The organism is Nitrosomonas mobilis, from assembly GCF_900103035.1.
Classification (GTDB): domain Bacteria; phylum Pseudomonadota; class Gammaproteobacteria; order Burkholderiales; family Nitrosomonadaceae; genus Nitrosomonas; species Nitrosomonas mobilis.
Window position 1 is genome coordinate 14,480 of sequence record NZ_FMWO01000070.1, and the last position, 13,022, is coordinate 27,501.

Annotated in this window: 17 protein-coding genes; 7 read left to right on the forward strand and 10 right to left on the reverse strand. The window is 46.9% G+C overall.

Features of this window, described 5'->3' with window-relative positions:
- Positions 1-11 precede the first annotated feature (11 nt).
- The 6 genes from pgl to NSMM_RS11725 are packed head-to-tail and all read right to left on the reverse strand — an operon-like array spanning position 12 to position 4,738.
- Positions 12-701: a 6-phosphogluconolactonase gene (pgl, locus tag NSMM_RS11700; RefSeq protein WP_090287640.1), complete on the reverse strand. Its 690-nt coding sequence runs from the start codon at positions 699-701 to the stop codon at positions 12-14.
- On the reverse strand, positions 683-1,339 hold the full coding sequence (locus NSMM_RS11705; protein WP_090287641.1) for an HAD family hydrolase: 657 nt from the start codon (positions 1,337-1,339) through the stop codon (positions 683-685). The genes pgl and NSMM_RS11705 overlap by 19 nt, the downstream gene beginning before the upstream one ends.
- Positions 1,336-2,283 (reverse strand): NAD-dependent epimerase/dehydratase family protein, encoded by a 948-nt coding sequence (locus NSMM_RS11710; RefSeq protein ID WP_090287643.1) that lies wholly within the window; start codon positions 2,281-2,283, stop codon positions 1,336-1,338. The genes NSMM_RS11705 and NSMM_RS11710 overlap by 4 nt, the downstream gene beginning before the upstream one ends.
- A complete protein-coding gene (locus tag NSMM_RS11715) occupies positions 2,270-3,223 on the reverse strand; it encodes a phosphoglycerate dehydrogenase (RefSeq protein WP_090287645.1) in 954 nt (317 codons plus the stop codon). The genes NSMM_RS11710 and NSMM_RS11715 overlap by 14 nt, the downstream gene beginning before the upstream one ends.
- Positions 3,220-3,981 (reverse strand): HpcH/HpaI aldolase family protein, encoded by a 762-nt coding sequence (locus NSMM_RS11720; RefSeq protein WP_090287646.1) that lies wholly within the window; start codon positions 3,979-3,981, stop codon positions 3,220-3,222. Before NSMM_RS11720 ends, NSMM_RS11715 begins: the two co-directional genes overlap by 4 nt.
- A gap of 7 nt (positions 3,982-3,988) precedes the next feature.
- Positions 3,989-4,738 carry a 3-deoxy-manno-octulosonate cytidylyltransferase gene (locus NSMM_RS11725; protein WP_090287648.1) on the reverse strand — a complete coding sequence of 250 codons (750 nt, stop codon included), beginning with the start codon at positions 4,736-4,738 and terminating at the stop codon, positions 3,989-3,991.
- Positions 4,739-5,021: 283 nt separating this feature from the next.
- On the opposite strand from NSMM_RS11725, the gene NSMM_RS11730 reads away from it, so the two are divergent.
- The 7 genes from NSMM_RS11730 (at position 5,022) to NSMM_RS11760 (ending at position 10,346) form a co-directional block, all read left to right on the forward strand.
- Positions 5,022-6,347: a hypothetical protein gene (locus NSMM_RS11730; RefSeq protein WP_245654789.1), complete on the forward strand. Its 1,326-nt coding sequence runs from the start codon at positions 5,022-5,024 to the stop codon at positions 6,345-6,347.
- Complete coding sequence (locus NSMM_RS11735; protein WP_090287650.1) at positions 6,344-7,135, forward strand: glycosyltransferase family 2 protein; 792 nt, start codon at positions 6,344-6,346, stop codon at positions 7,133-7,135. The genes NSMM_RS11730 and NSMM_RS11735 overlap by 4 nt, the downstream gene beginning before the upstream one ends.
- A gap of 328 nt (positions 7,136-7,463) precedes the next feature.
- Positions 7,464-8,444 carry an O-antigen ligase family protein gene (locus NSMM_RS11740; protein WP_245654790.1) on the forward strand — a complete coding sequence of 327 codons (981 nt, stop codon included), beginning with the start codon at positions 7,464-7,466 and terminating at the stop codon, positions 8,442-8,444.
- A complete protein-coding gene (locus NSMM_RS11745) occupies positions 8,437-9,132 on the forward strand; it encodes an O-methyltransferase (protein WP_090287655.1) in 696 nt (231 codons plus the stop codon). The genes NSMM_RS11740 and NSMM_RS11745 overlap by 8 nt, the downstream gene beginning before the upstream one ends.
- Before the next feature lie 53 nt (positions 9,133-9,185).
- The gene (locus NSMM_RS11750) at positions 9,186-9,443 is read left to right on the forward strand and encodes a DUF2024 family protein (RefSeq protein WP_090287658.1); all 258 of its coding nucleotides are present in this window, start codon (positions 9,186-9,188) and stop codon (positions 9,441-9,443) included.
- Between the two features lie 22 nt (positions 9,444-9,465).
- Positions 9,466-9,981 carry an invasion associated locus B family protein gene (locus tag NSMM_RS11755; RefSeq protein WP_090287660.1) on the forward strand — a complete coding sequence of 172 codons (516 nt, stop codon included), beginning with the start codon at positions 9,466-9,468 and terminating at the stop codon, positions 9,979-9,981.
- Positions 9,982-10,001: 20 nt separating this feature from the next.
- Positions 10,002-10,346, forward strand: coding sequence for an arsenate reductase family protein (locus NSMM_RS11760; protein ID WP_090287707.1), 345 nt, complete (start codon positions 10,002-10,004; stop codon positions 10,344-10,346).
- 55 nt (positions 10,347-10,401) lie between these two features.
- Here NSMM_RS11760 and rplS read toward each other — a convergent pair whose 3' ends face one another.
- The 4 genes from rplS to rpsP all read right to left on the reverse strand — a co-directional run bounded on the left by rplS (position 10,402) and on the right by rpsP (position 12,490).
- Positions 10,402-10,785, reverse strand: coding sequence for a 50S ribosomal protein L19 (gene rplS, locus NSMM_RS11765; RefSeq protein WP_090287662.1), 384 nt, complete (start codon positions 10,783-10,785; stop codon positions 10,402-10,404).
- Between the two features lie 93 nt (positions 10,786-10,878).
- Positions 10,879-11,658: a tRNA (guanosine(37)-N1)-methyltransferase TrmD gene (gene trmD, locus NSMM_RS11770; RefSeq protein WP_090287664.1), complete on the reverse strand. Its 780-nt coding sequence runs from the start codon at positions 11,656-11,658 to the stop codon at positions 10,879-10,881.
- Positions 11,659-11,673: 15 nt separating this feature from the next.
- On the reverse strand, positions 11,674-12,258 hold the full coding sequence (rimM, locus tag NSMM_RS11775) for a ribosome maturation factor RimM (protein WP_245654791.1): 585 nt from the start codon (positions 12,256-12,258) through the stop codon (positions 11,674-11,676).
- Positions 12,236-12,490, reverse strand: coding sequence for a 30S ribosomal protein S16 (gene rpsP / locus NSMM_RS11780; protein WP_090287667.1), 255 nt, complete (start codon positions 12,488-12,490; stop codon positions 12,236-12,238). The genes rimM and rpsP overlap by 23 nt, the downstream gene beginning before the upstream one ends.
- Between the last annotated feature and the right edge of the window lie 532 nt (positions 12,491-13,022).

The following is a 13,022-nucleotide window of genomic DNA, read 5'->3' on the forward strand; positions in this document are numbered from 1 at the left end:
CAGTTGATTGATTACGTATCTGATTCGAATACTGTGACGGATCGATGCTGTAAAAGTTTGACAAAAGGTATGGTCTCATCCATTGATGATAGCAGGCGGTCAAGCAGCTGCCGCTTGCTTTTTCCGAGAATAACGAACGCTACCTGTCTGGCCTCAACCAGGGTGCGGAAACTCAGGCTGATCCGCAACGAAGGTGCGGCAGGCGGTGTGGCAACCTGACAAAGATGCGCCTCATGTGAATCAAGCGTCATGCCGGGAAAAAGGGAGGCGATATGGCCATCTTCGCCGATACCAAGAATGGCGAGATCGAATGGTAATGACATGCCTGCGAGGTGTGCATCGATGATGCTCAGGGCTTCCTTCGGATGCGCATGATCTGTTTTGAGTGGGATGAAACGGGGTGCGCTGGACATACCCTTAAGGAAAATTTCACGAAGTTGTCTTTCATTCGAATCGGGATTGGTTGTGCTTACCCAGCGCTCATCACTTAAAGTGAGTTGAATCCGTTCCCAGGGTAAATTCAATTTTCCAAGTTGTGGGAGAAACAGACGAGGCGTTTTTCCGCCTGGCAGTACCAGACTTGCAAAATTCTTGCTGGCCAGTGATTCGAGTAAAGAAGTTGCGGCAAAGCGCGCTATGCCATCGGCCAGTTTGCAGGGCTCATCAAAATAATGGCGAACGATCAGTTTATCAGTGGACATAAATCCTCAATGATTTCAACTTCGACCGGAAAGGGGTTCGCATCCTGTGGGCGCACGCGGCCAAGAAAGGCGATAGCATTCTGTTGCGCACTTTCATAATCGATCAATGCATCACCAATCATTAGCACATGCTGCACATCAAGATTATGCGTTGCAATGATTTCGGCAATGATAGCCTGTTTGAGCGCGGGCGCTCCTCTTACTGTGGTGAAAAAGGGAGCAAGTCCGCGTTGCTCGACGATGCCGCACAATTCCCTCTCTGGTGTTCCGGACGCGATAAATAGTGGCATGCGTTGCGAAGCCCTGTGGATCAGTGGTTCCGCACCTGCTACTGCTTCACTTCTGATGACTGCCTGCATGACCAGTTCGGAGAATTGTTGGTCGAGTGAACGCTCTTCCTCTTCAGTCAAAGGAGGTTTTTTCAGCAAATTCTGCTGGAAATATCGAAACTTGAGATAACGGGACATGCCGCCATTGGCGCGGTGATAGGCAACCGCTGCCTGCATGATTGGTTCTCCATGTTGACGATAAAGCTCTGCAAAAGCTTCAGTTTTGATATCTCCGGATTCAACAATGACGCCATCAAAATCGAAAATGATGGCCTGCCAGTAGTCAATCGGTCGGGCTGTCAGTTTCATGCGCGGTTGTCGGAAGTGGTAGGTGATGTTCTATTTGTTTCTTGCTGCTGATCAAGCTGCTGGTGAATTTCACGGATACAGTCGATTAGCCCCTGTCCGAGATCGACATGTTCATTCAACACCAGTTTACGGCCAATACGCGGCTGGAAGGCGTAGGGCGTGACTTGGTAGTGATGCACCAGATGGGCTTCATCAAAGTGCAATGCAACCGGGTTCGGCATGATTTCCGCGATCATGGTCATGACGTCACGTACCCGTAGCTTTTCCTGCCCCGTGAGTACGAGATGACGGTTGGCGAATTCGGGAGCGAGGATCTGCACGCTCATGCGCGCGGCATCTTCGACATGAATATATTCCCGGAGGGCTTCACCACTGCCTTGGTACGTGATGGTATGTTTTTGCAGGGCTTCATATAGCATGCGATAGATGCCATTACGTTTGTCCGCGCGGCGGCCATACAGTGAACCATAACGCAAAATGGTGTAATCCAGTCCGTAACGTTCATGGTAGGTTTCAGTAAAACGCTCCGCCGCCTGCTTGCTGGCGCGGTAGAAGCTGCCTGATTCTGAGAAAACATAAACGCTGCTGGCAAAGACAAAACGTCGTACACCTGCAAAGCGTGCGGCCTCCAGCGCATGCATGTTGCCGATGACATTGATGTTAGCTGTGGCAAGCGGATCGTTGTGCGCTTCGTCGATATCGGCAATGGCGGCAAAGTTATAGACGATCGAGGCATTTTGTGTGGCTTTGATTACCTGATCGAGATCCATCAGGTTGCCGACGATCATTTCTTGATCTGCGCGTTGGTAAGGCGAGGGCTGACGATCGAACAAGCGCACTTTGAAGCCCGCAGCGGACAGCGCATCTGCTACATGACTGCCGAGAAAACCGCCGGCGCCAAGTACGACGGCAATTTCTGTCTGCGATTGGTCAGAATGCTGCATCGAGCACTCCTGCCTGAATCAATCCTGCCCATAAATTTTCTGCGGCTTCGAGTTCCATGCGTTGCCGGGCTTCTTGCGCCAGAGAGCCAATGTGGGAAGTCAGCAGGATGTTATTTTGATTGCACAGCGTACCACGATAGGGTTCGTGTTCGAAACTGTCTAAGGCCGCTGCGCTAAGATGGCCGGATGACAGTGCTGCATCCAGCGCGGCTTCGTCCACTAATCCGCCACGTGCGGCATTGATCAGAATGGCGCCAGGTTTCATCTGGCCGATACTGCTTGCATTCAGTAAATGATGGGCCTGATCGGAGTAGGGCAAATGGAGCGTGACCACATCGGATTGTGTCAGAAGATTTTCCAGCGGAATCAGGGGAATGGTTTCCAGAGGCGTTTCAGGGAGATTGTGCAGATAGGGATCGTAGGCAATGATATTGGCGCCGAATGCCTGACAGAGCCGCGCGACACGCCGCCCAATATGCCCCATTCCGATGATACCAACCGTTTGCGCCGCCAGCAGATGTCCCTGGCTACGTGGCCACTCGCCCTGACGTATCAGGCGGTCAGTCTGTGCGATCTGACGCAGGCAGTCGAGCATCAACCCCAACGTTAATTCGGCAACGGCTTGTGCGGGGGCTTCCGGCGTGTTGAATACCCGTATATTGAGCTGTTCGGCAGTTTTCAGATCGACATTGTCAAGCCCGGTGCCGCAACGTGCGATGACACGCAAGTTGGTCGCTTCCGATAATGCCCGCCGCGTAAGCGGTTCGACACCGGCGATCAGACCGATGGTGTCATTGCCGAGCAGCGTCAGAATTTCGTCTTCCGTCAGTTTGCGCCGGTAGGGATTGCAGGTGATGTGGATGCCGTGCGATAGCAGCCGCTGGATGATCGGATTGTTATCCAGGTCGAAAGAAGAGGTGGAAATAATAACTTTTTTCATGAGCTTGCCTTGATGGTCTGTAGATGCGTGCGGCAAAGGGAATCCAGCATGCGGATATCCAGGCTGTACCCCAGAAAAGTGAAGCCTTCCTGAATGCGTTGTTGCAATAAAGCGTGATCAGGTTCAATTACGTGGATACCGCCCGCTTTGCGGTGACGCAGACCAGCAAGCAGCACCTGTTCGATTGCTGCTTGCACATCAGGATGATCGAGTTCGCCAGGACGTCCCATTGAGCCTGATAAGTCATAGGGGCCGATGATATAGGCATCAACATTCGCTACCGCTAAAATAGCATCGATATTTTTCACTGCTTCGATATGTTCGATCATGACGATTACCACCGCATTGTCCTGCAGCCATTGTCTGTAAGCTGGAAAACTTGCGCCATACCCCTGAGCGCGCGCCAGACCCACACCGCGATTACCCGACGGGGGGTAGTAAACCGAACTTACTGCGGCGGTGGCATCCTCAGCAGACTTGATCATCGGCACCATGACGCCAGTGGCACCCGCGTCCATAACACGCTTGATCTGGTCGGGATGGTTGGAAGTCAGGCGCACGATTGCCGGGCATTGCCGTCCATCCAGCACCTGGATCAGGGTTTGAATTTCGCTCAGTTCCAGCACGCTGTGTTCGGCATCGAGTACCAGCCAATCGAAACCGGCACTCGCCATGATCTCCGCAATGGAAGGATGGCCAAGTGTGATCCATGAACCAATGGTCAGCTCGCATTGGGAGAGGCGTTGTTTGAGAGACATAAAAATTTCAATATTGTTTGATAAGAGGGTCATTTGCCAGCAGACTGGCAACCCGTGTCAGATCCGACTCGGTGTCGACTGCCTGAGTATCGTGGCTGATTTCTATCATCCTGACTTGGTAACCGTGTTCCATCAGTCGCAGCATGTCGATGGATTCGAGCTGTTCGAGCGGGGTGGGCGGCAGACCGCTGTATGCCTCCAGGCAAGCGCGTGTAAAAGGGATGATGCAAACCTGTTTGTAAGTAACAGTTGCAGCAAAACCTGTTTTGGCCAGTGTTGGAATTGGCTGACGAGTCATAAACAGCGCATTACCCTGGCGATCCATGACGACTTTGATGGTGTTGGGATTGCGGAAATCATCTTCGTTGTCGATGCGGCGTGCGAGATTGACACAGGCCAATTGCGTATCATGATGAAAGGGGGCGACAGCCGCATCGATCATTTCCGGATGTACCATCGGTTCATCACCTTGTACCATGACAATTAGATCACCATCGACTTGCGTTGCAGCTTCTGCAACACGATCACTGGCGCGTTCGTGGCGATCTGATGTCATGATGACACGTGCACCGAACGTGGTTGCTGCCTGCCGGATGGCTTCATCACAGGTGGCGATATAGGTGGCTGCCAGTGACTGGCTCATGGCGACACGTTTGTAGACATGCTCCAGCATGGTACGAGACAGCAATGGCGCCAGCGGTTTGTTCGGAAAACGGGTGGACCCCATGCGTGCAGGGATGATGGCGATGGTTTGCATGAAAGTTGAATGTATTTAAAATCCTGATTTCTTGGATAGATATAGGAGTTGAAGTAACGGTGAATATTGCCTGGTCAATTACAGTCGAAAGTCAGATACAGAGGTGATCAGTATATAATGCCCGATTATGCTGCAGGCCAAACAATTCATTTGTGGGCATCTCTAAAAATCCATATTTCGTCACAATGTTGTGCTGTTTATAAAAAATATTTCCTTACATATTAATTAATTATATGTTGCGTCAACATACTTTATTCGCGCCCGGTCTTATTCAGTATCCTGAATGACAATCCTGCCAGTTTATGCCAATATCTTGGAATCGAACATATCATTACCGATGAAAGCCCTTTTTTTTCTGCGTCATTATAACGACATTGACCATATTACGCCGGTGATTGCCCAATGGGTTGCAGCCGGACATCACTGTGATGTGGTGCTGATTGGTGCATTCAGGTTTCGGCGTGACTATCGCGTAAATTATCTGGCGACTCTGCAAGGGGTCCGGGTTGCGCATATACGTGAGCTGTTTTCAGCATGGATTTATCTGGCCTGGCGGTTGCAGATGCTGCTATTGACCGGCAATCTGCGCAGGCTCGCCGTGGGACCAGTTATTGCTTATCTTGCAAAAATTTATGATGAGAAACAGCGGGCACGCTTGTGGCGGAAAATAGTGCAATTCCTGCTGAAACGTACTTTTTCCAACGATGGAGAGGGGGTGGTCGCCTTTGATTGGATTGAGCGTAATTCCGTGATTGCACTGGAGTGGGTGGAAACCGTCATCTCAATGGCGCGTGCACAGGGAATAGGGTGTGTTTCTTTGCCGCATGGAGATAGCCCTCATGCCAACCAGCTGATCCGGCGCGGGGAGTGGCGACTCGGACCAGATGCAACTTTTGCCGCCGCAAAAATCTTTGATCGTGTGGTGGTGCCGAATCAGCTGTGTGCACAGCGTTTCCTGCCTTTTCTGCAACAAGATGCTATTGCGGTTCTTGGCTCGCCACGTTACTGCGAGGCGTGGTTGGCGAAGCTATCGGTGCTGATGCCGCCTGCACCGTTAACGGCGAATCCAGACAAGCTCAAGATCGTCATGTTTCTGCGCAAGGCCAATTTCACGACCTTTTGGGAAGAAGTCAGCGAGGTGGTGCATATGCTGGCGGCATTTTCGGAGGTTGAGCTCATCATTAAACCTCATACCCGCAGCGGCTGGAAGCAGTCCCTCACCCGCAGTCAATCGCTGAAGAAACTGGCCAATGTCAGTGTGGCAAGTGACGACATGCATTCGATCCATTTGATGAACTGGGCAGATGTTTGTATCGATCTCGCCACTTCAGTGGTATTTGAAGCGGTCAGGCGAGGACAGCCGGTACTGGCAGCGGATTATCTGCACGCTGGGCGCTCTGCGGTAGCGGCGTACATGCCGGAAACCGAATTACGCTGTCGTGATGATGTTTATGAAAAAATCAGCCTTTTTCTCTCGCATGGCTACCGAAATTTTTACATACCTGCGCATCGAGAGCGGTTTCTCAGCGAAATGCTGGATGTGGGAGGGGCGGAAGTATTGCCGCGCTATGTGAAATTGATTGAAAAAATTGGTAGCAGACTACAATGAGGATTGGCATAGTTGTAACCTATCACAATTTTGTAAATAAATTTATCTTGCCCTGTCTGGATTCTTTAAACAGGAATATAGATTGTCCAAAATTTGTATGTGTTTTTGATAATGAGTCTGAACATAAAGATAATTATAAAGTTGTGGATTTCTGTCATGCAAATAAAGATTTTTTTTATATCAGAATTAATGATCAGAGCGAAAATGGTGGGCTGACAGCTACTTGGAATATCGGTATTGATCTATGCATTCAGCACGATTGTGAAATGATTTTTATCATAAACGACGATATTTTGATTAATGATACCTGGTGTTTTTTTGTGCAGGCTATAGCTGATGATAATGTTATTTATGGCCCTATAACAAATAACCCTGGGAGTGCCTGGACTAACAGGCATGAATGTTGGACGCTCAAGCATTTTCTTGGCCGTAACAAAAAGAAACAATATTGCAGTAACAGTAAGAGCAGAGATGAAGATCCTGTGAATGTTGGGTTTGTTAATGGTTTTTGCTTTGGCTGTACAACAAAAACATTCATAAACAATAGATACAATGAGAAGCTTTATTTCAACCCGGATTTTCCTTTCGAAGGTAACGAGACGGAGTTTCAACTAAGATTATTCAATTTGCAGCCAACTGCGGATAATACAAGGAATAAGAAATTACTGAGGGCATTGGATGCCCATAGCAGGGCAATTATTATTCCTAGATGTTATGTCTATCATTATAAAAACCATGCATGGAAAATAACTGGCGGCGGCAGATTTTTCAAAGACCAGTTTGGCTGACATATCTCTGATTTTAATTAAAATATTCATCTTTTAGAGGTGCTGTGTACCAGACAATTCTTAATTGGTTGAAAAAATGAATTTGTCAATTCTGACCATAATCAATCCATCTCAACGCGAATTCATAGTCAAAGTCATTCTGGCTATATTTTGTGCTATTTTCTGGTTTGGTCCGCTATATAAATTCTTAATACCGCTATTCCTATTCGCGTGGCTGATAGATGGCGGGATTGCAAAATTTAAATATTTGCTTAAAGAGCCACTGGTCCAAGCCATATTAGTTTTGTGTGCAGTATTGCTAATAGGTACTTTATGGAGTGAAACGCCATTGGGTGGTCACCAAAAATGGGTCAAATATCTGCTGCTCCTGCTTTACCTGCCATTTCTGTCATTGTTAAACCGAGAACGGCTGCCCTGGGCAATCGGTGGCCTGCTTGTTGGATATGGATTCATTCTGTCTGTTGGTGTTTATTATTGGGTGGTTGACAGGGAGCAGGGAATACCGGCTCTGGGCTTGTCCTATTTGCGTTTTTCTGCAATCCTGGGCATTGGTGCCATTTTTTCGGTTTATTTCGCTTGTTGCAGTCGTGACCGCGTGATAAGGATAGCCTTGCTTATGTTCGGTTTGGCGTTGCTTTTTCTGCAATTTCAGCAAAATGCGCGTGGTTTCCTACTGGCGACTCTGTTTACACTATTGGTGCTGGTGTGTAATCATTTCCGGGCAAATATACGTAGATTTGTCTCTTTGATACTAGTGTTGATAGTATTAGTTGGACTGTTTGCTTACACTAGCCCTGCCATGCAGGATCGATGGGGACAGGCGCAGCAAGATATTGCGAAATTGCAGCAGGCTGATTACAGCAGTAGCATTGGCTACCGGCTAGCGATGTGGGATGTGGGGGTGCATGGTATTCTGCAGCAACCTTTGTGGGGGCATGGTACGGGTTCACCGGAGCGCTACTTTAGCCAGACAATTACACAATATAAAGATGGAGTTTATAAGGATTTGCTTGATTTCCAACCCTATGCGCATTACCACAATGATTGGGTCGAGATTGGTATGCATGTGGGGCTGCTGGGTATTTTTTCCCTGTTGTATTTATTTTGGGCGTGGTATGTAACTTTCAAACGATGTGGAATGGTCTTGCTAGGCATGAGCATGGTTTGTTTCATATTTTTATCAGGATTGACAGAGGTGCTGATGATTTTTTATCGTATTCCAGTTCTGCTGCTGATCATAACCGGGATAACCGTTGTCTGTTGCCAGAAAGAAAAAAATCTTAACGTGGAAGGTAAATTATATGCATGATTTGCTAACTCCAACGACCGGGAACCAGAATTTCATTGATCCCGTTCATCCTGAAATAGAGACCTACTTGCTGAGCTTGGCCGAGCAAACCGATCATCCTGTACTGCTGCAGATGGAGTCTTATGCCCGACAGAATGGATTTCCCATCGTGGGTAGATTAGTGGGAATTTTTCTAGAAGCACAAGCAAGAATGATCAATGCTAGAAGGGTTTTTGAGTTTGGCAGTGGTTATGGCTACTCAGCTTACTGGTTTGCACGAGCTGTTGGGGAGGGTGGGCAGGTCATCTGTGCGGATGGCAATCCACAAAATCAGGAACCGGCAAGACAATATTTGACGAATGTTAATTTATGGGAACGTATTGATTTCCAGATTGGATTTGCGCAGGATATTTTTATGCAGACCAAGGGGGATTTCGACATTTGCTATAACGATGCAGACAAGGGAGGTTATCCCGATATCTGGTTGATGTCAAAAAGCCGCATACGTCCAGGTGGTTTGTATATTGCAGACAATGTGTTGTGGCATGGCCGCGTAGTACTTGCCCCTGGCAGCTTTGTCGATGTCAAGCCTGGCTGGACCGAGGCGATCAGAGAACATAACCATCTGATTTTCAATGATCCGGAATTTGATGCCTTTATCAACCCAACACGTGACGGCGTTATTGTTGCGCGTCGAAAAATGGCATAATGTCACTTTGCTAGTAGCAATCTTGTTCTAAGATTTCATTAAAGAGGAAAAATATGCAAATTCATGTTTATGATACCTATGTCAAAGCCAGTGATGGCCATACCATGCATTTCGATGTATTCACAGACGTCAAAGATGACGAAAAAGCCGTAGAGTATGCCAAACAATGGCTTGCTTCAATCGGAGAACAAAATGCGGTCGTGACCAGCGAAGAATGCCGCTTTTGTCATAGTCAGGCTGCGCCTGAAGAGGTAACCGAGGCGATCAGGAAGAGCGGTTATTACATTTATAAAATGGAAGGTTGTCGCTAATGATCATGGAGAGTGCTAGGTAATGAAAAAAAATCTAATTTGTGCGTTAGCCTTTTTAACTTTTGCAACATCCGCTACGTTAGTTTATGCAGCTGAACCCAAAAATATTGGTGAATTTGGTGATTGGACAGCCTATTTATTCATGGAAGACAACAACAAAGTCTGCTATATGGTCAGCAAACCGAACAAGCAGGAAGGTAATTACGCAAAACGAGGTGATGTTTTTGCGCTGGTCACTCACCGACCTGCCGAGAAAAGTAACAATGTATTTAGCTTTGTTGCCGGTTACGCTTATAAAGCAGACAGTGAAGTGAATGTTACTATTGGTCAACAGAGCTTTAAACTGTTTACCCAGAATGAAACGGCTTGGGCAGCAGATGCCGCGACGGATAGTCGCTTGGCTGCAGCGATTCGCAGTGGTAGCAGCATGATTGTTAAAGGTACATCAGCCAAGGGAACGCCGACAACCGATACCTTCGGCCTGAAAGGTTCGTCTGCTGCGTATGCGGCGATTAGCAAGGAATGTGGTATAAACTAGAATAGTTAATGGAGCATGATATGGCAGACAGACTGACGATCTACTATAAGCCGACCTGTAGTAAATGTCGGGCTGCACTGAATATCCTCAATGAGAGTGGTCAGGAGTTTGAACGTATTGATTATTACCGATCGCCATTGACAGTAACGGCACTGCGTGATTTAGTACAGAAGCTGGCAATTCCTGTCAGAGGACTGCTGCGTCAGGATGAACCACTTGCTAGAGGGACGGACTCCATGGATGATGAAGCGTTATTGCAATTAATGGCGGATCATCCTGATCTGATTCAGAGACCCATTGTTGTACGTGGTGCTAAGGCGGTATTGGGACGTCCACCTGAAAATATCAAACGGTTTCTCGATTAAAATGACGTCAAGTAGAGAAGCACAAGCTTGCTACTTGACATCATTATTCTGGCATTTATTTAGCAGAAGCTTTTTTTGTGTTACGTGCAGGTAATTTCTCTTTGATTCTGGCAGATCTTCCTGATCGGTCTCTTAAATAGTAAAGTTTTGCGCGTCTGACGGCACCGCGCCGCTTGACCTCCATGCTGGCAATCAACGGTGAATAGGTTTGGAAGGTGCGTTCTATCGCCTCACCACTGGAAATTTTTCTGACAATGAAGGAAGAATTCAGTCCTCGATTCCGCTTGGCAATAACAACACCCTCGAATGCCTGGATACGCTTGCGGTCACCTTCTACTACATTGACATTGACAATAATAGTGTCTCCAGGGGAAAAATCCGGAATAACCTTGCCTAGCTTTTCAATTTCCTCAAGTTCAAGTTGTGCGATTAGATTCATATCGTGTTTGCTCCTGTTTATAATCATAATTGTGATTGGGATGATGACTTTTATTTGTTCGCCGTAGTAACAGATAGTTACTAAGAATCTATGTTACCCGGATGTTATATTTTTCTCTGCAAGCTTGAACTCTTCTAATAATAATCTTTCTTGGTCAGGTAATCCATCAGGATATTTCTTTATTAGTAAATCCGGCCGCTTTAGCCAGGTTCTACCAAGTGACTGCTGTAATCGCCAGCGTTTAATTTTAGCGTGGTCGCCTGTAAGCAATATTCTGGGAACTGATTGCTCTCGATAAACCTCGGGGCGCGTATACTGTGGGTATTCCAGTAAGCCATCGACTAGAGAATCTTTATCAGCAGATTCCGCATCCCCTAACGCTCCTGGCAGCTGTCTGACTATTGCATCAATTAACACCATGGCGGCAAGTTCGCCGCCAGAAATGACATAATCCCCAATCGAGAGTTCTTCATCAATATGCTGTACAATGAAACGTTCATCTATGCCTTCGTAGCGCCCACAAACCAAAGTAATTCCACTCATCGAAGCTAGCTGTAAGACTCTGGCGTGGTCAACGTGTTTACCTTGTGGCGATAAATAGATAGCCCGAGTTTTACCAGCGAGATTAGCGTTCTGCCATCTCTTCGCACTGGAAATAGCCAGGTCTAGCGGCTCTGCCATCATAACCATACCCGCCCCCCCACCGTAGGGCGCATCATCTACTTTGCGATAACGGTTGCTGCTGTAATCACGTGGATTCCACGTGCGTAAACGATAGAGATCTCTTCTATATGCTCTGCCTGTTACACCAAACTGGGTAACTGCCTCCAGCATGCCGGGTAGCAGCGTAATAACATCAAACTCAAAAGTCAAAGTAGTACGGCATCTTCAATAGTCTGCGCTCCAGTCAACCGTAATTTCTCTGGATGATAAATCTACGTTGGCAATGACCTGATCGATAAATGGAATCAATAACACTCGCGTACTTTCCGGTAATCGTATCTGTAACGCATCATTTGCACCAGTTTCTAGCAAACCAGTGACTTGCCCCAGAATTTCACCTCTTAGGTTAATAACATTGGACCCTATAAGATCTGCCCAGTAGTATCCATCTTCACCATTATCTGGCAGTGACGGTAAGTGACTGCGTGGTACGGCTATTTGCTGCCCTGCTAAAGCTGCAACGCTTAAGCGATCATTGTATTCTCTGAGCTTTGCAATAATGTACTTGCCAGAAACAGAACAGTCTTCCGGATGCAGCGCTATCCATTGCTCGTCCTGCTTGCCAAACCACCAAATTGGGTAATCACGCAAACCGTCGCTTCTTTCGGTATAACTGACTACTTTGATTTGTCCTCGAATTCCATGAGGGCCATTAACATGACCCAGGATTACCATGTTTTCGTCAGTTATTAACTTTTGTAAAGTTGCGCTCGTATCAGCTTTATGGCTAGACGTTTTTCTGTTTGCCAAATTGTTTAAGGAGTCTTGAAACGGTATCAGATAACTGGGCGCCCTGAGACTGCCAATAGGTTAGCCGGTCTAGTTGGATTCTCAAATTTTCTTCACCACCCGTTGCTCTGGGGTTATAAAATCCAACGCGCTCAATAAATCTGCCATCCCTCCGTGAACGGGAATCTGCTACTACCATGTTATAAAAAGGACGTTTTTTCGCGCCACTCCGTGCTAGCCTTACTACTACCATAGTGCCCCTTGTTGAATTGAGAGCGCCTCCTGAGAAGCGATATTATAACTTTCGTTGCAATGATCAAAAATATCCATAAGCATGCCCCCATCACACCAACATATATGCAATTCAAATATCTTTTAAATGCCTTTTCATTCATTGTTAGTGATCAGCATTTGTGATTATATGGTACTTTGCTGATAATTGGCAAGTTAGTCGTGTGCTGGTGCTAAATCGAGGCATTCGGTTTTTATAAATCGGCGGAAACAGGTTTGCTGCCCTAAATCACTGTTAAGCGTTGCACTTCGGAGTTTAATCCATGTCTGTAAAAAATGGATAATTCCATGTTGATAGCGGGTTCATTCTGTTTTTGTACCCAGCTACTGACTGCAATAATGACAATCTGGTGGCGTCGAAAGGGAATGGGATGATACAATTCCTTCTTCTCAGAAAGATGCTCCTTCGGCAGGAATTATGCGCATGATGTTTAATTCTTTGCTTTGTTGTTGATAAATATAATTGGCAATTGCTGGAAACTTAACTTAATGAA

What these genes read in the sequence shown, in the direction of transcription:
- pgl (WP_090287640.1), bottom strand. Translation starts at nt 701, where the DNA reads ATGTCCACTGATAAACTGATCGTTCGCCATTATTTTGATGAGCCCTGC.
- NSMM_RS11705 (WP_090287641.1), bottom strand. Translation starts at nt 1,339, where the DNA reads ATGAAACTGACAGCCCGACCGATTGACTACTGGCAGGCCATCATTTTC.
- NSMM_RS11710 (WP_090287643.1), bottom strand. Translation starts at nt 2,283, where the DNA reads ATGCAGCATTCTGACCAATCGCAGACAGAAATTGCCGTCGTACTTGGC.
- NSMM_RS11715 (WP_090287645.1), bottom strand. Translation starts at nt 3,223, where the DNA reads ATGAAAAAAGTTATTATTTCCACCTCTTCTTTCGACCTGGATAACAAT.
- NSMM_RS11720 (WP_090287646.1), bottom strand. Translation starts at nt 3,981, where the DNA reads ATGTCTCTCAAACAACGCCTCTCCCAATGCGAGCTGACCATTGGTTCA.
- NSMM_RS11725 (WP_090287648.1), bottom strand. Translation starts at nt 4,738, where the DNA reads ATGCAAACCATCGCCATCATCCCTGCACGCATGGGGTCCACCCGTTTT.
- NSMM_RS11730 (WP_245654789.1), top strand. Translation starts at nt 5,022, where the DNA reads ATGACAATCCTGCCAGTTTATGCCAATATCTTGGAATCGAACATATCA.
- NSMM_RS11735 (WP_090287650.1), top strand. Translation starts at nt 6,344, where the DNA reads ATGAGGATTGGCATAGTTGTAACCTATCACAATTTTGTAAATAAATTT.
- NSMM_RS11745 (WP_090287655.1), top strand. Translation starts at nt 8,437, where the DNA reads ATGCATGATTTGCTAACTCCAACGACCGGGAACCAGAATTTCATTGAT.
- NSMM_RS11750 (WP_090287658.1), top strand. Translation starts at nt 9,186, where the DNA reads ATGCAAATTCATGTTTATGATACCTATGTCAAAGCCAGTGATGGCCAT.
- NSMM_RS11755 (WP_090287660.1), top strand. Translation starts at nt 9,466, where the DNA reads ATGAAAAAAAATCTAATTTGTGCGTTAGCCTTTTTAACTTTTGCAACA.
- NSMM_RS11760 (WP_090287707.1), top strand. Translation starts at nt 10,002, where the DNA reads ATGGCAGACAGACTGACGATCTACTATAAGCCGACCTGTAGTAAATGT.
- rplS (WP_090287662.1), bottom strand. Translation starts at nt 10,785, where the DNA reads ATGAATCTAATCGCACAACTTGAACTTGAGGAAATTGAAAAGCTAGGC.
- rpsP (WP_090287667.1), bottom strand. Translation starts at nt 12,490, where the DNA reads ATGGTAGTAGTAAGGCTAGCACGGAGTGGCGCGAAAAAACGTCCTTTT.